Source organism: Sphingobium algorifonticola (assembly GCF_004005485.1).
In the GTDB taxonomy this organism is placed as follows: domain Bacteria; phylum Pseudomonadota; class Alphaproteobacteria; order Sphingomonadales; family Sphingomonadaceae; genus Sphingobium; species Sphingobium algorifonticola.
The window spans coordinates 869,910-892,497 of sequence record NZ_RZUL01000001.1; the positions used below are offsets into that span (position 1 = coordinate 869,910).

Here is a 22,588-nt window from a genome sequence, read left to right on the forward strand (position 1 = left end):
CGGAAAGCCCACTTGCGATGGTGCGCGTGAAAGGCCCTTCACCACCGCCGGAGACTGGTCTAGCGTAACCTTCTGACAAAGGGGTCTTTCATGCGCTTCCTATCCTGCCTATCGACGCTCGCCGTCGCATTTGCCGCCGTTCCAGCCCATGCCGCCGGGGAAAAGGCGCCGGATGCCGCGCCTGCGGACGCCCCTGCGCCGCCGCCGATCGTCTCGGTCACGAAGCACAAGGGCGTGTTCGGGGGACAGGCCGTCGCCTATACCGCGACCACGGGCGAGACCTACCTCAAGGACAAGGATGGCAAGCCGCTCGCCGCCATTTTCGCGACGGCCTATGTCAGGGACGGGGCCGATCCCAAATCCCGTCCGGTGACTTTCCTGTACAATGGCGGGCCCGGTTCGGGATCGCTGTGGCTGCACATGGGTGCGTTCGGCCCGAAGCGTGTCGTGCTGCCCGATGCGCAGGATGACGGCGCGCCGCCCTATCCGGTGGTCGACAATCCCGAATCGCTGCTCGACGTGACCGACATCGTCTTCATCGATCCCGTCGGCACCGGCTTTGCCCGCGCGATCGGGAAGAAGGAAGCCAAGGATTACTGGGGCGTTTCGGCCGATGCCAAGTCGATCGCCGAGTTCATCCGTACCTGGCTCAATGACAATGGCCGCTGGTCATCGCCCAAATATATCGGCGGGGAAAGCTATGGCACCACCCGCTCGGTCGCGCTGATCAACGAGCTGGAAGGCCAGTATAACGACGTTGCGATCAACGGCATCATCCTGGTTTCCGCGATCTTGGATTTCGGCGCGCCCGCCGAAGTGCCCGGCAATGAAATGCCTTACATCCTCAACGTGCCGTCGATGGCGACGACCGCCTGGTATCACCGCAAGATCGCCAACCCGCCTGCAACCGTGGCGGAGATCGCCGCACAGGCGCGCGCATTCGCGATCGGCCCCTATGCCGCCGCGCTGCTGAAGGGCAATGCGCTGACGGCGGAGGAACGCGCCAGTGTCCGCACGGAGCTGGCGCGACTGACGGGCCTGTCCGAACAGTTTGTCGACAACGCCAATCTGCGGGTATCGCCGGGGCGTTTCTACAAGGAACTGCTGCGCGACCGGGGCCTTGCCATCGGGCGGCTCGATACGCGCTACACCGGCGTCGATTATGATCGCGCGGGCGAGACGCCGGACAATGATCCCAGCTTCTACGGTATCGACGCGGCCTATACGACGGCCATCAACAGCTATCTGCGCGACGATCTGAAGCTGAAGATCGACCGGGACTATGTCACCATCGGCGGGGTGCGCGACTGGGACTGGAAGCTTGCGGGCCAGCGAGGCCGCGACGGCGAAGTCTATGTCAACGTCGCGCCCTATCTGAGCAAGGCGTTGCGCGAGAACAGTGGCCTCAAAGTCTTCGTCGGCCAGGGCTGGTATGATTTCGCGACGCCCTTTTTCGGTGCGGAATATGCCATGAACCGTCCCGGCTTCGACCCCGCGCGCATCCAGTTCCATTACTACGACGCCGGCCACATGATGTATGTGCGACCCGAGGATCTGCGCAAGCTGTCCGCCGACGTCCGCGCGTTCATTCGCAGTCGCTAAGGGCGGTCAGCCCACCGTCACGCGCGCCACTTCCGTCGTCAGCGAGGCATCGCTGTAGAGCGTATAGTCGTTGCCAGCCTGCGTGTAATGCGCCGACGGATCGAACGCCAGGCTGTCATCGCCATCGAAGCGGACGGTGAGGTGCGAGGCATTGCCGTTGCCGACGAGCGCCTGCACGAGGCTGGCATCGATGGTGAGGTTGCCCTGAACATTGCCGCCGGTGAAGTCGATTTCATCGACATTGCTGAGCACGCCCAGCAAGCTGCCACCGGTCACATTGCCGCTGTTGGCGGCCAGTGCCACGCGATCATAGCCGCCGCCGCCATTGACTGACCAGTTTTCGGCAAGGCTCAGGCTGAAATTGTCGTCCTGTCCGCTGCCCAGCACCTGTTCGATACCGCTCAGCGTGTCGCCCGCCGCATCGCCGGTCGATCCGCTGCCCGTCGCGCCCGTCAGGTCCAGCGTCACGCCGGTGCCGGACGCCGAATAATCCGCGGTGTCCGTGCCGCCGCCGCCAATCAGCGTGTCTCCGCCCGCCCCGCCGACAAGCACGTCGTTGCCATCGCCGCCGTCCAGCACATTTGCCGATCCGTTGCCGACCAGCGTATCGGCAAAGCCGGAGCCGGTCAGATTTTCAACGGCGGCATAGCTGTCGCCCGATGCGTCGCCGGTATTCCCCGCGCTGTTGGCGAGGCTGGCGGTCACGCCGCTGCCTGCGCTGCTGTAGCTGGCCGTGTCGATGCCCGCGCCGCCGTCCAGCGTGTCGGCCCCTGCCCCGCCCGTCAGTATGTCATTGCCATCGCCGCCGCGCAGCGTGTTGGCACCGCTGTCGCCCAGCAGAAGGTCGGCAAAGGCGGAGCCGATGAGGCTTTCGATGCTCGTGTAGCCGTCGCCCGCCGCATCGCCGGTATTGGCGAGGCTGTTGGCGAGACTGGCGGTGACACCGCCGGTGGCGTTGGCATAGCTTGCCGTGTCGGTGCCGATGCCGCCGTCCAGCGTGTCTGCCCCTGCCCCGCCGGTCAGCACATCGTCGCCATTGCCGCCGCGCAGCGTGTTGGCACCGCTGTCGCCGATCAGGGCATCGGCAAAGGCCGAACCGATGATGACTTCGATGCCCGACAGGCTGTCGCCTGCGGCATCGCCGCCGCTGCCTGCCGTGCCGTCCATATGGACCGTAACGGCGCTGCCCGAGCCGCTGTAGTCGGCCGTGTCGTTACCCGAACCGCCCATGATGGTGTCGCTGCCCGCACCGCCGACGATGATGTCGTCGCCCGATCCGCCGTCGATACGGTTTGCGCCGCTGTCGCCCGTCAGCGTATCGGCAAAGCCCGAGCCGGTCAGATTTTCGATGCTGTCGTAGCTGTCGCCCGATGCATCGCCGCTATTGCCTGCGCTGTTCGCGAGGCTGACGGTCAGGCCGCTGCCGGAATTGGTATAGCTTGCCGTATCGGAGCCGCTGCCACCGGTCAGCGTGTCGCCGCCTGCGCCACCGACGAGCACGTCGTCGCCATTGCCCCCGTCGAGGACGTTGGCATTGCCGTCGCCGGTCAGCGTATCGGCAAAGCCCGATCCCGTGAGATTTTCGACCGCGACGAGGCTGTCGCCCTGTGCGTCGCCGCCCGATCCCGTCGTGCCGTTCAGATAGGCGGAAACACCCGAAGCCGAGGTTGCATAGCTGACCGTGTCGGTACCGGAGCCGCCGTCGATGCTGTCCGCACCCGCGCCACCGACAAGGAGGTCGCTGCCGCCTTCGCCCAGCAGCGTATCGGCACCCGCACCGCCATAGACGCTGTCGTCGCCGTTGCCGCCATGCAGCGTTTCGTCCGCGCCGGTGCCGAACAGGGCATCGGCAAAGCCCGAGCCGACCGCGATTTCGAAGCCGCTCAGCACGTCACCTGCGGCATCGCCGCCGATGCTGGCCGACCCGTCCAGATACAGGGTGATGCCCGACGCCGATGCCGAGAAATCGATCGTATCGATGCCGCTGCCACCCAGCAGCGTATCCGCGCCCGCGCTGCCGTTGACGATATCGTCGCCTGCACCGCCATCCATGCGCTCGCTGCCGGAGCCACCGGTCAGCGTATCGGCGAAGTTGGTGCCGACAAAGCCTTCGATCGAAATGAAGATGTCGCCGCTGGCGTCGCCACCGCTGACGACCAGCGATCCACTGGCGAAACTGGCCGTGACGCCCGCCGACGAGGTGACGTAGGACACATTGTCGATGCCCGCGCCGCCATCCAGCGTGTCTGCCCCTGCACCGCCGATCAATATATCGTTGCCATTGCCGCCGTTCAGCGTCTGGCTGCCGGTGGTGCCGTAGAGGATGTCGTCGAAGTCCGATCCGGTGACGGTTTCGATGCCGGTCAGGCGATCGCCCGCAGCATCGCCACCCGAACCCAGCGTCACGCCATCGGTGTAGACGGTGACAGCCGAACCGGATGTGGCATAGCTGGCGGTGTCGGTGCCCGCGCCGCCGTCGATGATGTCCGCGCCCGCGCCGCCCGAGAGCAGATCGTTGCCGTCGCCGCCGTTGATCGTGTCGTCGCCGACATTGCCCTGGATGATGTCGTTGCCCGCGCCACCGGACAGCGTTTCGTTGGCGTTGGAGCCGATGATCGTATCGGCCTGGGCCGAACCGATCGCGCCTTCGATCGACAGCAGCACGTCGCCTTCGGCGTCGCCACCGGTCGATGTCGATCCGTCGAGATAGAGCGTCACCCCGGCGGCCGAGTCCGAATAATCCACCGTGTCGGTGCCGCCGCCGCCGTTCAGCTGATCCGCACCCGCCCCCCCATGCAGGAAGTCGTTGCCGAGACCACCAGTCAATATGTTGTCGCCGCTCGTGCCGTAAAGCGTGTCAGCGTGGGCGCTGCCGGTTGCATTCTCTATGCTGACATAGCTGTCGCCCTGCGCATCGCCGCCCGAACCGGTGCCGGTGTCGAGACGGACGGTAACGGCGCTGCCCGATGCCGTGTAATCCACCGTGTCGCGACCCTGGCCGCCGTCGAGCGTATCCGCCCCGGCATCGCCGCGCAGCACGTCCGCGCCGTCGTTGCCGAACAGCTGGTTGGCGTTGGCATCGCCCCACAGCACGTCTTCCTGATTGCTGCCCAGCAGGATTTCGATGTTGATGAGACGATCGCCCGCCGCTTCGCCGCCGGTGCCCGCCGTGCCGTCGAGACCGATCGTCACGCCCGCGCCGCTGCCCTGATAGGACGCGGTGTCGGTGCCGCCACCGCCGTCGATCGTGTCTGCGCCGCCCAGCCCGCGGAACCACTCATTCGCGTTGGTGCCATAGGCCGTATCGGCCAGGTTGGTCAGATAGACGATCTGGATATTGGCATAGGTATCCCCCTGCGCGTCACCACCCGATCCGGCTGTGCCGTTGAGGTAAATGGTGACGCCCGATGCGGCCGAAACCGAAGAAGGATCGTTCGGATTGGTGCCGAAATAGAGGGTGTTGGTGCCCGAGCCGCCGTCGATCACGTCGATGCCCGAGCCGCCGCTGATGATATCGTCCCCGTCGCCGCCGTTCAGCGTGTCATTACCGGCCAGGCCCGAAAGCTGGTCGTTGCCCGCGCCGCCCAGGAAGACGTTGTTGCTGGCATTGCCGGTCAGCGTGTCGGAAAAGGCCGTACCCATCAGATTTTCGACAAGGATGTAGGTATCGCCCTGGGCATCGCCGCCGGTGCCGACATTGTTCGTCAGGTTGACGGAGATCGCTGCGCCGCTGAGGCTATAGTCCACCGTATCGGTGCCATTGCCGCCATCGTTGATGTCCGCTTCCGATCCGCCCAGCAGGATGTCGTCGCCGTCGCCACCGCGCAGCGTATCGACGTCCGCGCCACCATCGATGATGTCGTTGCCGCTGTTGCCTTCGATGATGTTGCGACTCGCATTGCCGGTCAGCGTGTCGGCCGCGTTCGATCCGCGCAGATTGGTGAAATTGGTGATGATGTCGCCATTGGCATCGCCCAGCGTACCGGTGCCCGCCAGCAGCGACACGGCAACGCCCGACGCCGCCGAGATATAGGTGAGCGTGTTGGTACCAAGGCCGCCGTCCAGCGTGTCGGCTCCCGCGCCGCCGTCGATCACGTCGTTGCCGTCATCGCCATAGATGGTGTCGTCACCCTGCAGGCCGTTGATCGTGTCCACGCCATTGCCGCCGTAGATGATGTTGGCGCTGTTGTTGCCGGTCAGCGTGTCGTTGTGGTTCGACCCGGTCAGATTTTCGAAATTGGTGATCACGTCGCCATTGGCATCGCCGACCGTACCCGTGCCGCTGAGCAGCGAGACAGTGACACCCGAACCGGCGCTGGCATAGCTCAGCGTGTCGACATCCGCGCCGCCGTCCAGCACATCGGCACCGGCGCCGCCGATCACGACGTCATTGCCTGCGCCGGCCTGGATGTTGTTCACGCCGGTGGTGCCGACAATATAGTCCGCGAAGGCCGAGCCGATGGCGTTTTCGATCGAGCCGACGGTGAAGACGTCGCCTTCGGCGTCGCCGCCGGTGTTGCCGGTGCCCGTCGCAAGATTGATCGAAATGCCCGCACTGCTGCCGCTGTAGCTGACCGTGTCCGTCCCTGCGCCGCCGTTGATCGAATCCGCACCCGCGCCGCCCGTCAGCGTGTCGTTGCCGTCGCCGCCGTCGAGCGTGTCGCCGCCAGCGCCGCCGTCGATGATGTCGTTGCCCGCGCCCGCGCTCACTGCCTCGCCATTGGCGGAACCGATGAACGTATCCGCCAGGCCGGAAAGCAGGAAGTTTTCGACGCTGGTGAAGCTGTCGCCTTGGGCAAGACCCGTCGAGAGCGCCGCGTTGGTGAGGTTGACGGTAAGACCGCTGGCCGAGCTGCTGTAGTCGACCGTATCGAAGCCGTTGCCGCCATCGAGCGTGTCGGCACCCAGACCGGGACGCAATATGTCGTCACCGTCGCCGCCGACGATCGTGTCGGCATTGGCCGACCCGATGATGATATCGGCCAGCGAGGAGCCAATCACGCGCTCGATATTGAGCAATATGTCGCCATTGGCGTCGCCTGCGGTCCCGGCCGCGCCGTCCATGCGGACCGAAATGCCGCCCGAAGAGGAATAGTCCGCCGTATCGAAGCCTGCGCCGCCGTCCAGCGTATCGGCACCCGACCCGCCAACCAGCGTATCGTCGCCGTCGCCGCCCTCCAGCGTTTCGTTGACGCCGGTGCCAAAGATGCTGTCGGCAAAAGCCGAGCCGATCACGCGTTCGACGAATTGGATGCTGTCACCTGCCGCGTTGCCGCCCGAAGACAGCGTACCATCCAGCCGGACCGTGACGGCCGCCAGCGAGGCGCTGTAATCCACAATGTCGGTGCCGGTGCCGCCGTCGATGACGTCCGCCTGGGCAAAGCTGACGAAGGTGTCGTTGCCGCCCCAGCCCCACAGAACAGTCGATGTCGTGGCATTGCCGCGCAGCGTATCGCCGTAGGACAGCGATCCTTCGATCCGCTCGATACCGCTCAATGTATCGCCTGCGGCCCAACCGCCCGAACCCGCGGTGCCGTCGCTGGATATGGTGACAGCGGCGTTCGAATTGCGATAGTCCGCCGTATCGATCCCGGTGCCGCCGATGACCTGATCCGCGCCGAGGCCGCTGGCGATGACGTCGTCATCGTCGCCGCCGTTCAGGATATCGGCTCCGGTCGCGCCGAACAGGAAGTCGTTGCCTGCGCCCGCCAGGATCGTGGACCCCGAGTCGGCCGCCGTGATCTCGTCATTCTGCGCCGAGCCGATGACGATTTCCACGTCCAGGATGCGGTCGCCTGCGGCGTCGCCGCCGGTGCCGAAGCTGCCGTCGAGATAGATTTTCATGCCGCTGGCGGCCGATGCCGAATAGTCGACTGTATCGATGCCGTCACCGCCGCGATAAATGTCTGCGCCTGCGCTGCTGATGAAGCTGTCATTGCCGGCCGCGCCGGTGAAATCCTCGTCCGCGCCGCTGCCTTCGAACTGGTCGGCAAAGGCCGAGCCGATGATCCGCTCGATGCCCGAGAGGACGTCGCCCTGCGCATCGCCACCGCTCGACGTGCCGCCGGTGCGGATCGTGACCGCGGCCGAGGACGCCGAATAGTCGACCGTGTCGATCCCGCTGCCGCCGGTCAGCGTGTCCGCGCCCGCGCCGCCGATCAGCACGTCATCGCCGATACCACCGGTAAGTACATCGTCGCCCGCTTCGCCGCGCAGCGTGTCGTCGCCGTCGAACCCGTCGAACGTGTCGACGCCTGCGCCGCCGATCATGATGTCGCCCAGGCGCGATCCGACGAACTGTTCGACATTGACGAAGCTGTCGCCCGCCGCGTCGCCGCCCGACGCGGTGCCGAGGGTGAGGTCGATCACCACCGCCGCGCCCGACGTCGTGTAGCTGACGGTGTCGATGCCAGCACCGCCATCCATCTGGTCCGCGCCGCCATCGCCGCGGAGGGTGTCGTTGCCGTCTTCACCCAGCAGGATGTCGCTGCCGGTGCCGCCCGCCAGCACGTCGTTGCCGGTGCCGCCAAGCAGGCTGTCGTCGGAGAATGTGCCCGTGATGGTGTCTGCAAAGGCCGAACCGATGATTGATTCGACGCCGGTCAGCCGGTCGCCGCCGGCAATGTCGCCGCTGCTCGACGATCCGTCGAGATTGACGGTGACGCCCGATGCCGCCGCCGCATAGCTTACCGTATCGAAGCCGTCGCCGCCGGTCAGGGTATCGCTGCCCGCGCTGGCGATCATGAGGTCGTCGCCCGCGCCGCCTTCCAGCGTTTCGGCAAGGCTGCCGCCGGTCAGCGTGTCGTTGTAGTCGGAGCCAACGAGCCGTTCGATCGATGTCAGCGTGTCGCCGTTGGCGTCACCCAATGTGCCGCTGTTCGTCGCCAGGCTGACGGCCACCGCGCTGGTCGCCCGCGCATAGGAAGCCGTATCGGTCCCCGTGCCCCCATCGATGATGTCGGCACCCGCGCCACCTTCGATGGTGTCGTTGCCATCATTGCCGATCAGCGTCTCGACACCGTTTCCGCCGACAAGAACGTCGCCGAAGGCCGAGCCGAGCACCCGCTCGATATTGAGCAGCGTGTCGCCCGTGGCCGTGCCGCCCGCGCCCTGGTCGATCCCGTTGTTGTAGACCGTGACGGCTGCCGTGGATGCGGAATAGTCAGCCGTATCGAAACCTGCGCCGCCGTCCAGAATGTCGCTGCCCTGGCCGCCCGTCAGTATGTCGTCGCCGTCGCCGCCATCGATGTTGTCGCCGCCTGCGCCACCGTCGATGATGTCGTTACCTGCCCCGCCGCGCAGTGTATCCGCATTTGCGGAGCCGGTCAGCGTATCGGCGTTGGCCGATCCTGTAACCTGCTCGATCCCGCTCAGGACGTCGCCCTGGGCATCGCCGCCGGTACCGGTGCCGGTCGCAAGGTTGACCGTGACGGCACCGACCGATGCCGCATAGCTTGCGATGTCGAAGCCGTCGCCGCCCGAAAGCACGTCCGCGCCCGCGCCGCCCACCAGAATGTCGTCGCCGGACTGGCCGAACAGGGTGTCGTTGCCGCTGCTGCCAAACAGGCTGTCAGCCTGCGCCGATCCGCGCAGGATTTCGATATTGGCGAGCGTATCGCCCGCCGCTTCGCCGCCCGCACCCGCCGTGCCGTCGAGGTAGGCGGTGACGCCGCTGGCTGAACCGGAATAGTCCGCCGTGTCGCTGCCTGCACCGCCATCCAGCGCGTCCGCGCCAAGCCCGCCCGCCAATATGTCGTCGCCACCTTCACCAAACAGCAAGTCGGCGCCGTCGAGACCCTGAAGCGCATCGTCGCCCGCGCCGCCGTCGATCCGGTCGTTGCCAGCGCTGCCCGCCACGCTGTCGGCAAAGGCCGAGCCAATGACGCGTTCGATGGAGATCAGTACGTCGCCCAGCGCCTCGCCGCCGGAGCTGGCGACACCGTCCATGCGGACCACCACGCCCGCCGTGGCGGCCGCATAGCTCGCGATATCGGTGCCCGCGCCGCCGTCCAGGCTGTCGGATCCCGTGCCACCGACCAGCGTATCATCGCCGGTGCCCCCCGAAAGGCTGTCATTGCCCGCGCCGCCGTTCAGCGCGTCATTGCCTGCCCCGCCCTGTATCACATCAGCACCGGCAGAGCCGGTGATGCTGTCATTCTGGCTGGTGCCGATCACCTGCTCGATGCCGCTGAGGGTGTCGCCTGCCGCAAAGCCGTCGGTCGAGGCGGTGCCGTCCATGTAGACTGTGACGGCAACCGCGTTGTTGGAATAATCGACGATGTCGAAACCGGTGCCGCCGGTCAGCGCATCCGCACCGGCGCTGCTGTAGAGAATGTCGTCGCCCGCGCCCGCATCGACCAGATCATTGCCGGTCGATCCATAGATGCTGTCGGCGAGGCTGGAACCGATCACTGCCTCGATGCCGGTCAGCACATCGCCGTCGGCGTCGCCGCCGATCGATACCGTGCCGTCCATATAGAGGATGATCCCGGCCAGCGACGTCGCATAGGTCGCGGTGTCGATGCCGAGGCCGCCATCGATGATGTCGGCACCCAGACCACCGGCAAGCACATCGTCGCCGTCCTGTCCGCGCAGGATATCGTCGCCGCCCGCGCCCTGGATCACGTCCGCACCTGCGCCGCCCAGCAGCGTTTCCGCACCATTGGCACCGAAGATGCGATCGTCGAATGCCGATCCGACAATCTGTTCGATGCTGACGAGCACGTCGCCCGCCGCATCGCTGCGACTGCCCGATGTGCCGTCGAGATAGACGGTGACCGCGCTCAATGCGCCCGCATAGCTCGCAGTGTCAAAGCCCGTCCCGCCGTCGAACTGGTCGGCACCCGCGCCGCCGGTCAATATGTCGTCGCCTGCACCGCCCTGAAGCACGTCGTTGCCTGCGCCTGCGTTCAGCGTGTCGGCACCCGCGCCGCCGACCAGCGTGTCGTCCCCGACCGAACCGTTCAGCACGTCGTCAAAGGTCGAACCCAGTACGCGCTCGATCGTGAACAGCGTGTCGCCCGCCGCTTCCGCACCGATGCCTGCGGTGCCGTCGAGATTGACGGTCACACTGGCCGATGCGCCGGTATAGTCGGCCGTATCAGTGCCTGCGCCGCCTTCCAGCCGGTCGGCACCTGCGCCGCCCACCAGCGTATCGTCGCCCGCATTACCGTAAAGCTGTTCGTCGGCCCCGCCGCCACGCAGCAGATCAGACTGGGCGGAACCCAGCAGACGCTCGATGCTGGTCAGCATGTCGCCATCAGCGTCGCCGCCACTGCTCGCGAGCCCATCCAGATTGACCGTCACCGCACCGACCGAGGCGCTGTAGTCCGCCGTGTCGATACCCGCACCGCCATCGATGCTGTCTGCCCCCGCGCCGCCGATAAGCGTGTCGTCACCGGTGCCACCCGCGAGCGTATCATTGCCAAAGCCGCCCGAAATACTGTCGTTGCCTGCGCCGCCGATCAGTGTGTCGTCGGCTGTCGCGCCGGTCAGCACGTCGGCCTGGCCCGAACCCACGATCCGTTCGATCGACACCAGTTGATCGCCCGCCGCATCGCCGCCGATACCGGTCGCGCCCCCCAGACCGATTGTCACGCCCTGAGCCGATGCGGAATAGTCCACCGTGTCGAAGCCTGCACCGCCGTCCAGGCTGTCGGCACCGGCCGAACCCAGGATGCTGTCGTCGCCTGCGCCGCCGACGATGCTTTCCGCCGCCGACCCGCCGCGCAAGGTGTCGGCAAAGGCGGACCCAATGAGCCGCTCGACATTGGCCAGCGTATCGCCCGCCGCATCGCTGCCGGTCTGCGCGCCGCCGTCCAGGCCGACATTCACCGCCGCCGAGGCACTGGCGTAGCTTGCCGTGTCGAAGCCTGCGCCGCCGTCCATGGCGTCCGCGCCTGCGCCGCCCAGCAGCAGATCGTCGCCCGCGCCGCCGATCAGGCTGTCGTTGCCCGCGCCGCCGGTCAGCGTGTCCGCCCCGGCATTGCCTTCCAATATGTCGTTGCCGTCGGTACCGTTGAGCGTATCGTCGTGCGTCGATCCGATGACGCGCTCGATATTGGTCAAAGTGTCGCCCGCCGCATCGCCGCCGAGCGAAACCGATCCGTCGAGATTGACCGTGACGGCCGAAGCCGAGCCGGCATAATCGGCCGTGTCGGCACCCGCGCCGCCATCCAGGCTGTCTGCGCCCGCGCTGCCGACCAACACGTCGTCACCAAGGCCGCCAAGCAGCGTGTCTGCGCCGGTCCGGCCCGACAGCCGGTCGCCGAATGCCGAGCCTTCAAGGATTTCGGCGTTGACGATAACATCACCAGCGGCGTCTCCCCCACTGCCGATCGTGCCGTCGAGCGCCGCAGTGACGCCCTGCGCGGACCCGGCATAGCTCACCGTGTCGCTACCCGTTCCGCCGTCGATGCTGTCGGCGCCTGCGCCGCCAGTCAGAATGTCGTCGCCCGATCCGCCTTGCAACGCATCATTGCCCGCAGCACCCGTCAATATGTCGTCGCCTGCCTGTCCGGCCAATATGTCCGCGCCTGCCCCGCCAGTCAGCACGTCGGCATCGCCGGAGCCGAGCACACGCTCTATGCTGACATAGCTGTCACCCTGCGCATCGCCGCCGATACCCGTGGAGCCGTCGAGCGCAACGGTCACGCCGGTCGTCGAGCTGCTGTAATCGGCCGTGTCGGTTCCCGCGCCGCCATCCAGCACATCGGCACCCGAGCCACCGCGCAGCACATCGTCACCCGCGCCGCCCAGCAGGGTGTCGCCGCCGCCATTGCCCGAAAGAATGTCGTTGCCGCCCGCGCCTTCCAGCGTTTCGCCCGCCGAAACACCCGAAATAATGTCGTCGAAGCCGGTGCCGATCACGCGCTCGATCTGGGTCAGCGTATCGCCTGCGGCATCACCGCCCGATCCGCTCGATCCGTCGAGAATGAGCTGGATGCCGGCCGCCGATGCCGAATAGTCCGCCGTGTCGAAGCCTGCGCCGCCATCCAGAGCGTCGGCACCCGCGCCGCCCGCCAGGCTGTCGTCACCGCTGCCGCCGGTCAGGCTGTCGGCACCCGCGCCACCGGCCAAAGCGTCATTGCCCGCCCCGCCTTCGATCGTCTCGTCGCCGATGCCACCGGTTATGCTGTCGGCAAAGTCGGAGCCGATCACGCGTTCGACGCTGACGAAGCTGTCGCCCGCCGCGTCCCCTGCGGTGCCCGTTCCGGTCGCAAGGCTGAGCGTCACGCCAGCCGTTGCGGTAGCGAACGTGACGGTATCGATGCCGCTACCGCCATCGAAGCTGTCCGCCCCTGCGCCGCCGTCCAGAATATCGTCGCCTGCGCCGCCCGCCAGACTGTCATTGCCCGCGCCGCCAGCCAGGCTGTCGTTGCCTGCTGCGCCTTCCAGCGTATCGTTGCCGGTGGAGCCGGAGAGGCTGTCGGCAAAGGCCGATCCCATGATCCGCTCGATTTCGTTCAGGCGATCGCCCGATGCATCGCCGCTGGACCCGAAACTGCCGTCCAGACCCACGGTCACGCCCGCGCTGGACGCGGAATAATCCGCCGTGTCGAAGCCCGCGCCGCCAGTCAGGACATCGGTGCCGAGACTGCCGACGATCACGTCGTCGCCCGCGCCGCCTTCCAGCGTTTCGCTGTTCATGCCGCCGATCAGGCGATCCGCCTGCGCAGATCCGACGATCCGTTCGATGCTGGACAGGGTATCGCCCGCCGCATCACCGCCGATACCGGTGCTGCCATCCAGGCCGACCGTCACCCCTTGCGCCGAAGAGGAATAGTCCGCCGTGTCGGTGCCGACGCCGCCATCCAGGATGTCGGCGCCCGCGCTGCCGCGCAGCGTGTCGTCCCCGATGCCGCCGCGCAATGTTTCGGCGACAGCGCCGCCGCCCAGCGCGTCATCATAGTCAGAACCGATGAGTATTTCGATGTTGGCGAGCACGTCGCCCTGCGCCGTGCCACCGGTGCCTGCGACGCCGTTCAGACCGATCGACACGCCTGAGGCGGAATCGGCATAGCTTGCGGTATCGATGTCCGCGCCGCCGTCGATGCTGTCGGCCCCGTCGCCACCCAATATGACATCGTTGCCCGCGCCGCCCGTCAGCACGTCCGCACCACCTGCGCCTTCGATCCGGTCGTCGCCTGCACCGCCGTCGATGCCGTCCGCCAGCGAACCGCCGATCAGCGTGTCGCCATTGGCCGACCCGACGAGCCGCTCGATGCCGAGCAGCACATCGCCCGCGGCGTCGCCGCCACTGCCTGCACGGCCGTCAAGATAGGCGGTGACCGCCGAACCCGACGCGACGTAGCTTGCCGTATCCGTGCCCGTGCCGCCATCGAGGGTGTCCGCGCCCGAGCTGCCCAGCAAGATGTCGTCGCCCGCGCCGCCCTGCAACACTTCGCCATCGGCGCCGCCGCCCAGCGTATCGGCGAAAGCCGAGCCGATGAGAATGTTGATGTTGGTAAGCGTATCGCCCAGCGCCTCGCCCGCCGTGCCCGCCGCACCGTCGAGACCGACCGTGACACCAGCCGTCGCGGCCGCGTAGGTCGCCGTGTCGGTGCCGCTGTTGCCATCGATGCTGTCGGCACCAAGGCCGCCGCTCAATATGTCATCGCCGCTGCCACCTGTCAGCACGTCGTCGCCTGCGCCGCCGGTGACGACATCGTCGCCGGCCGCGCCGTCCAGCACGTCATTGGCATTGCCGCCGATGATGATGTCCCCCTGGCCCGATCCGATGACGCCTTCGATCTGCGTCAGCACATCGCCTTCGGCGTCCCCACCGGTGCTCGGGCCGCCGTCGAGGCGCACGTTCACGCCGATCGTCGATCCGGCATAGCTCGCCGTATCGAAACCCGTGCCGCCGGTCAGCACATCCGCCCCGGCACCACCGATCAGGGTATCGTCGCCCGCGCCGCCGATCAGTTCGTCCGACCCTGCATTGCCGCGCAACACATCGTCGCCCGCGCCGCCATCCAGCCGCTCGTTCTGCGCCGTGCCGACGAGCGTGTCGTCAAAGGCCGAACCCGTGACATTCTCGATCGACGACAAGGTGTCGCCCTGCGCATCGCCGCCCGCCGAGAGCGAGCCGTCCAGGTTGATCGTGATCCCCGCGGTGGAAGCGGAATAGTCGGCCGTGTCGCTGCCTGCCCCACCCTGAAGGATATCCGCGCCCGCACCGCCGCTCAGCACGTCGTCGCCCGAACCACCGTCCAGCATGTCCGCGCCTGCGCCGCCCTGCAACAGGTCGTTGCCTGCATTGCCGCGCAGATCGTCATTGGCCGTGCCGCCCGCGATGGTATCGGCAAAGGCGGAACCTTCGACGATTTCTATGCTGGCAAAACTGTCCCCTGCCGCGTCGCCGCCGGTGCCACCCGTTGCCAGGCTGAGCGAAACGCCCGCGCCCGCCAGCGTATAGTCCGCCGTGTCCGTGCCCGCGCCGCCATCCAGAACGTCTGCGCCCGCACCACCGCGCAGAATGTCGTCGCCGCCATTGCCGCGCAGGTCTTCGGCCGCCGCCGTGCCATTGATGATGTCGGCAAAGGCAGAGCCGGACACCGTCTCGATGCTGGTCAGGAGGTCGCCTTCGGCAAGCCCGCCGAAACTGGCGCTGCCGTTCAGATTGACCTGAACACCGATGCCCGATGCACTGTAATCGACGCGATCGGTGCCGGTGCCCCCGTCGATGACGTCCGCACCAGTGCCGCCGTCGATGACGTCGTCGCCCGCGCCGCCGCGTATCTGGTCGTCCCCGCCCGCGCCCGTCATCACGTCGTTGCCTGCGCCGCCTTCGATCACGTCGGCGGCGGAAGACCCGGCGATCGTGTCGGCAAAGCCCGATCCGATCACCCGCTCGATACTGTCGAGCGTATCGCCCGCGGCATCGCCCAGCGTGCCCGTGCCAGTCGCCAGCGATACGGCGATTCCCGATGCGGCGTCGGAATAGTCCGCCGTGTCGAAGCCTGCGCCGCCCCGCAGCACGTCCGCGCCGCCCCGACCGGCAAGACGATCGTCGCCTGCGCCGCCGGTCAGCGTATCGGCGGCGGCGGTGCCTGCCAGCACGTCGTTGAAATCCGACCCGATAAGATTTTCGACGTTGAGAAGCTGGTCGCCTTCCGCCGCGCCACCGGTGGAGGTCGAACCGTCGACCGACACCGAAACGCCCGACGTCGACGTCGCATAATCGACCGTATCCACGCCGTCGCCGCCGTCGATCCGGTCCGCGCCTGCGCCGCCGTCCAACACGTCGTCGCCCGCGCCGCCGCGCAGGTCGTCGTCGCCGCCGCCGCCGGTAATGCTGTCATTGCCCGCGCCGCCATCGAGCAGATCCGCCTGGTTGCTGCCGGTGATGCTGTCGTCGACGCTCGATCCGATCACGCCCTCGATGCTGCTGAGCTGATCGCCAGCCGCATCGCCACCGACCCCCAGCGATCCGTCGAGTACAATCGTGACGCCACTGGCCGATGCGCTGTAATCGATGATGTCGAAGCCTGCGCCGCCGTCGAGAATATCGGCGCCGCTGCTGCCGAGCAGGCGATCATTGCCAGCGCCGCCCCGCAGCGTATCAGTGCCCGCGCCGCCACCCAATATGTCGTCGAAGGCCGAACCTTCGAGGATTTCTATTTCGGTCAGGCTGTCGCCCAGTGCGTCGCCGCCCGTGCCGGTCGTGCCGTCGAGCGATACCGCAACACCTGCGCCCGCGCCGGCATAGCTCGCCGTATCGGTGCCGCTGCCGCCGATCAGCTGGTCTGCCCCTGCCCCGCCGTTCAGAAGATCGTTGCCGCTGCCGCCCCGCAGGATATCGATACCCGCGCCACCAGTGATGATGTCGTCGCCCGCGCCGCCGGTCAGTTCCTCGTCGGCGACGCTGCCGTTCAGCACGTCGTCAAAGCTCGACCCGGTAACATTTTCGATACCGATCAGCTGATCGCCCGTCGCATCGCCGCCGATGCTCGCCGTTCCATCGAGGTTGATCGTGACCGCCACGGTCGATGCCGAATAATCGACGGTGTCGCGGCCAGCGCCGCCGTCGAGTATGTCGGCGCCAGCACCGCCGCCCAATATGTCGTCGCCTGCGCCGCCAGAGAGCGTATCGTTGCCTGCGCCGCCGGTGATAAGATCGTCACCCGCGCCGCCGATCAATTCGTCGCTCTGCAGCCCGCCGGTCAGCGTGTCGTTGAACGCCGAGCCGATCAACCGCTCGATGCCCGTCATCACATCGCCCTGCGCATCCCCGCCCGCGCCTGTGCTGCCATCGAGACCAGCGGAAATCGCGACGGTCGATGCGGAATAGTCCACCGTGTCGGTGCCTGCGCCGCCATCGAGAATGTCCGCGCCTGCGCCGCCGTCTAATATGTCATTGCCCGCGCCGCCGGACAGCGTGTCGGTGCCGCCGCGCCCGACCAGCAGATCGTCGCCTCCGCCACCCACGATCTCGTCATCCCCGGCCGTCCCGCTCAGGACGTCCGCGCCCGAGGAGCCGACCAGCCGTTCGATGGACACAAGGCTATCGCCCTGCGCGTCGCCGCCCGTTCCGGTGCCGGTCAGAAGATCGACGGACACGCCCTGCGCCGAACTGCTATAGTCCGCCGTGTCGATGCCCGCGCCGCCGTCGAGCAGATCGGCACCGGCGCGTCCTTCGAGGCGATCGTCGCCGCCACCGCCGATCAGATCCTCGTCCGCGTCCGCGCCGACGATCGTGTCGGCTTGGCCGGTGCCGATCACGCGTTCGACCGACAGCAATATGTCTCCGGTCGCGTGGCCGCCAAGCCCGGTGGACCCGTCGAGCGACACCGCGATACCACCCGCAGACGCGCTATAGTCAGCCGTATCGCGGCCTGCGCCGCCGTCCACGACGTCGCCGCCCGCGCCGCCTTCGATAAAGTCGTCACCGTCGCCGCCGATCAGCGTATCGCTGTTCGCGCCGCCGCGCAGTATGTCGTCGCCTGCACCGCCTTCGAGGCGATCGGCGTCGTTGCGCCCCGTCAGAATGTCGTCAAAGGCCGAACCAACCACCGTCTCTATGCTGGTGAGCACGTCGCCCTGCGCATCGCCGCCAATACCGCTCGATCCGTCGAGGGTGATCGTGACGCCCGCTGCGGAATCGGAGTAATCCGCCGTATCGATGCCGATGCCGCCGTCGATACTGTCCGCACCGGCGCCGCCGTTCAAGAGGTCGTTGCCTTCGCCGCCCGCGAGGCTGTCGTCCTGCGCACCGCCGAAAATCCGGTCGTCGCCGCTGCCGCCGATCAGGGTGTCACGCCCGCCATTGCCCGCCAGCATGTCGGCACCGCCGCCGCCTTCCAGCACTTCGTCGGCATCGACGCCGGTGATGCTGTCGGCATATTCCGAACCGAGTATCGTCTCGACGTTGCGGACCGCATCACCCGCCGCATCGCCGCCCTGGCCAACGCTGCCGTCGAGCACAAGCGTGATGCCGCTGGCGCTGGCGGAGTAATCGGCGACGTCAAAGCCTGCGCCGCCGTCGAGCGTGTCCGCGCCCGCGCGCCCCGCCAGCACGTCGTTGCCCGCCCCGCCGATCAGCGTTTCAGCGCCCTCGCCCCCGGTCAGCAGGTCGTCGAAGTTCGATCCGGTCACAGCCTCTATGCTGGTCAGAACGTCCCCGGCGGCATGGCCGCCCGATGCGTTGCCGGTGCCCAGATTGACCGATACGCCTGCATCCGACGCGCTGTAATCGGCCGTATCAAATCCTGCGCCGCCGTCGATCACGTCCGCGCCCGCAAAGCCGGTCAGCCGGTCGTTGCCGCCCTGGCCGCGCAATATGTCGTCTTCGCCCGAACCGAACAGGCTGTCGGCGAAGTTTGATCCCGAAAGCCCTTCGATATTGACAAAGCTGTCACCCGCCGCGTCGCCGCCGCTATTGGCGCGCCCGTCCAGACCAGCCTGTATACCTGCATTCGAGAGGCTGTAGTCGGCGATGTCGATCCCTGCGCCGCCGTCTAGCGCGTCCGCGCCGCCCGCGCCCTGCAGTACGTCGTCGCCTTGCCCGCCATCCAGGCTGTCATTGCCGACGCTGCCGGTGATCCGGTCGTCGAAGGCCGAACCAAGGATATGTTCGATTTCGGTCAGCCGGTCGCCCTGCGCGTCACCGCCCAGTCCGATCGACCCGTCGTTCGAGACGATCACGTTCGACGCGGATTGCGAATAGTCCGCCGTGTCGAACCCTGCGCCACCGATCAGCTCGTCACTGCCGAGGCCGCCGCGCAACACATCGTCACCCGCGCCGCCCGACAGGCGATTGCCGTTTTCGTTACCGATCAGTTCGTCGGCAAAGGCGGAACCGGTCAGTCCTTCTATGTCGTTCAGCGTATCGCCTTGCGCGTCGCCGCCGCTGCCCGCTGATCCATCGAGCGCAACGCGCACGGCCGCAGCCGATGCCGAATAGTCGGCGAGGTCGGTGCCGACGCCGCCGTCCAGCACATCTGCACCGGCCCCGCCCGCCAATATGTCGTTACCTGCGCCGCCGGTCAGGCGGTTGATGCCCGCATCGCCGGTGAGTACGTCGTCGTAACTGGTGCCCGAAAGATTTTCGATGCCATCGAAACGGTCGCCTTGCGCCGAACCGCCCGTCGCGGTGCCGGTGGCGAGACTGGCCGCCACACCGGTCAGCGAATCGCTGTAGTCGGCAGTGTCGTTGCCGTCGCCACCGATCAGGCTGTCCGCGCCCAGGCCACCGCGCAGGCTGTCATCGCCGCCTGAACCTTCCAGGATATTGTCGCCGCTATCGCCGATCAGCGTATCGGCATAGACGCTGCCGACGACCCGCTCGATACCGGTCAGCCTGTCGCCTTCGGCCACATCGCCCGACGACGCATTGCCGTCGAGCCGGATGGTCACGGCACCCTGCGCCGTCGAATAGTCGGCCGTGTCGAGACCTTCGCCGCCCTGCAACTGGTCGGCGCCCGCACCGCCCGAGAGAATGTCGTCGCCAAGGCCACCGCGCAGCAGATTGTCGTTGTCGTCGCCGGTCAGCCGGTCGGCATGATCGGACCCGACCAGCCGCTCGATGCCGGAAAGCATGTCGCCTTGCGCATCGCCGCCGATCCCCGCGCTGCCGTCGAGCGCCACGGTAACGCCGCTCGCCGAGCTGCCATAATCGGCGGTATCCACGCCTTCGCCGCCCTGAAGCGTGTCGGCACCCGCGCCGCCAGCCAATATGTCGTCACCGCCGCGGCCTTCCAGCCGGTCGGCACCCGCGCCCCCGGTCAGCCGGTCGTCGAGCGCGCTGCCGATCACATGTTCGACATTGCGTAGCGTGTCGCCATCGGCATCGCCGCCTTCGGACAGGCCGCCGTCGAGGCGGACACTGACGGCAAAGCGCGACAGGCTGTAATCGACCGCGTCGAATCCTTCGCCGCCGTCGAGCACATCCGCGCCGCCCAGGCCCAGCAGCATGTCGTCACCCGCATTGCCGAGCAGCACATCATCGCCCGCCGTGCCGATCAGCACATCGTCGAAACGAGACCCTTCCAGGCCCTCTATGCTGACGAACACGTCGCCTGCCGGATCGCCGCCGTCGAGCGTCGATCCGTCGAGCGCGACCCGCACGCCATTGGCCGCGCTGTCGTAGCTTGCGATGTCGAAGCCATCGCCGCCGTCGATCCTGTCCGCGCCTGCGCCACCCTCTATCACGTCGTCGCCGAGGCCGCCCGTGAGCGTCTGCGCACCGGTCGAACCGACCAGCCGGTCGGCAAAGTCGGAGCCGGTGAGATTTTCGATGTTGCTGTAGCGATCCCCCTGCGCGTCGCCACCGACACCGGCCCGTCCGTCGAGATAGACCGTGACACCGACGCTGCTGTCGCTGAAATCGATCGAGTCGGTGCCGCCGCCGCCGTCGATCACGTCCGCGCCTGCGCCACCGCGCAGGATATTGTCGCCCGCGTCGCCGGTGAGGACATCGTCGAAGCCCGAGCCGGTGAGATTTTCGATATTGGACAGGACATCGCCCTGCGCATCGCCGCCCGTGCCCGGCGAACCATCAAGGGTCGCGACCACGCCCGCTGCCGAAGCGGAATAGTCTGCGAGGTCAATGCCCGCGCCGCCGTCCAGCCGGTCGGCCCCGCCTCCGCCGACCAGTATGTCGTCGCCCGCCGCGCCTTCCAGATGTTCGCTGGCGGCGGTGCCGATCAGCAGGTCGTCGCGCGCCGTGGCGATGACATGTTCGATATTGGTCAGGCGATCGCCTTCCGCATCGCCGCCTTTCGACGGCGTGCCGTCCAGCCGGATTTCGATACCCACTGTCGGGTTTTCTGGGTCGGCAGGGGAAGCGGTATAGTCCACCGTGTCAAAGCCCGCGCCGCCATCCAGCACGTCCGCGCCCGCGCCGCCTTCCAGGCTGTTGTCGCCGCCATTGCCGATCAGCACGTCGTCATGCGCAGAGCCGCTCAGCCCCTCGATATTGGCGTAGGTATCGCCGCGGGCATAGCCGCCGCTGCCGGTGCCCGCCGCAAGGTCGGCACGGACGCCGACGTTCGATTGCGCATAGCTGACGATGTCGATCCCGTTGCCGCCATCGATCTGATCCTCGCCTGCGCCCGCGACGATGCGATCGTTGCCGTCGCCTGCCGCGACTACCGTACCCGGCGGATTGGAAAACAGCACATAGATGGGATTGCCGCTGACCGGATCGGTGACGACCATGTCGGCGGCGCTGCTGACGACCTTGATGCCGAAATGCGTCGAGACTTCGACGCTGTTGGAGCTGTTTTTGCCGTCCGTGGACAGGCCAAGCTGCACGGGCAGGAAAAACTCGTCCTGAAAGCCGCTCGACGCCACCGGCTGACTTTCGGCGGGCAGCGCGTAAACCAGTTCGATGTCGAAGCTGAAATGCGACTGGTTGGTCGGCAACGCGACCGTCCTGCCTTGCGCATCGACCGTCGTGGTAACCTTGGTGATGTTGCCTGCATCGGCGGTAACCAGCCAGCCCCTGTCGGTCAGCGTGGCGTTGGCGACCGAATAGCCCGCGGGCAGCGACGGAATGAGAAAGGTGAGCAGTTCCAGATTGCCTGCCGGCACCATCGCCTCGACGTGCAGCACGCGCAGGCTGGTCCCTGACGGCACGACCCGGGGATCGTCGGCAAAGATGGTGTCGTTGCCCGCCGTCCCGCTGATACTTTCCTTTGCAGATTGCGCGCCATAGGCCGCGTCGGTCTCAGACCCCGGCCCGCCGGTGGAGCCGCGCACGACGGTGGCACCTGCCTCGGTCCCGGTCGCAACGCCTTCCTGGTTGAACAGCGTGAACTTGAGCTGCGGAACCAGCTTGCCGATGCCTGCTTCGCCAATGGCGTCGTCCGGCGTGGGTTCCACGGCGCGCGCGGAAATGGGGCTGGGCGGTGCACCGGGGCTGGCAGGCGTGTTGGCGATCTTTTCGGTCAGGCGGCTCGCATCTTCGTCGGACCGCTTCTGATTGTCTTCCTTGGCCGCCGCGCTGGTTTGCGCCTGCGCGGAATCGATCGGCTGAATGCCGCCGGAGTCCTTCTCGCCAGCTGCGGCCGGCTTCTTGCCCAGATCGTCGTCGGAACTGGCGGACGAAAGGCCGAACTTGATCGGCGTTGCCTGTTCCTTGATTTCGGCGACGTCATTGACGGCGCTTTGCGCGGATACTGACTTGTCCTTGAAAACGAGCGCGGGATTGCGGCCCGAAAAGACGGCAAGCGCCATGCCGGGAATGATGATCTTCGTGCCGTCCTCGAACAGCAGCACGACGTCGATGTCGATGATTTCGGCCTTGAACGGCCCGTAGAAGCGTTCAAGCACGGCGCGGTCGTCGTCGCCCAGCTTGATGATCTTCGCGTCGGCATAGTTGGCGGTGCCGGTCGCGATGACGGCGGCGGCACCTGCCGTGTCGGACACGGCATGCGCCACCGGCTCCTTGAAGCCGCCGGTCTTGCCGCCCTTTGCCGTCCCACCCTTGACCTTGGCCATTCCGCGAAATCCCTATGTTTTCCTGGCCAGCCTATCCGCC

2 protein-coding genes are annotated in these 22,588 nt (G+C 67.0%); one reads left to right on the forward strand and one right to left on the reverse strand.

The window, feature by feature from the left end; translation table 11 throughout:
* Positions 1-90: 90 nt before the first annotated feature.
* Complete coding sequence (locus tag ENE74_RS04080; protein WP_127689325.1) at positions 91-1,602, forward strand: S10 family peptidase; 1,512 nt, start codon at positions 91-93, stop codon at positions 1,600-1,602.
* 6 nt (positions 1,603-1,608) lie between these two features.
* Here ENE74_RS04080 and ENE74_RS04085 read toward each other — a convergent pair whose 3' ends face one another.
* A complete protein-coding gene (locus ENE74_RS04085) occupies positions 1,609-22,548 on the reverse strand; it encodes a calcium-binding protein (protein ID WP_127689326.1) in 20,940 nt (6,979 codons plus the stop codon).
* Positions 22,549-22,588 lie beyond the last annotated feature (40 nt).

Coding starts and splice junctions, on each gene's coding strand:
- ENE74_RS04080 (WP_127689325.1), top strand. CDS start 91: ATGCGCTTCCTATCCTGCCTATCGACGCTCGCCGTCGCATTTGCCGCC.
- ENE74_RS04085 (WP_127689326.1), bottom strand. CDS start 22,548: ATGGCCAAGGTCAAGGGTGGGACGGCAAAGGGCGGCAAGACCGGCGGC.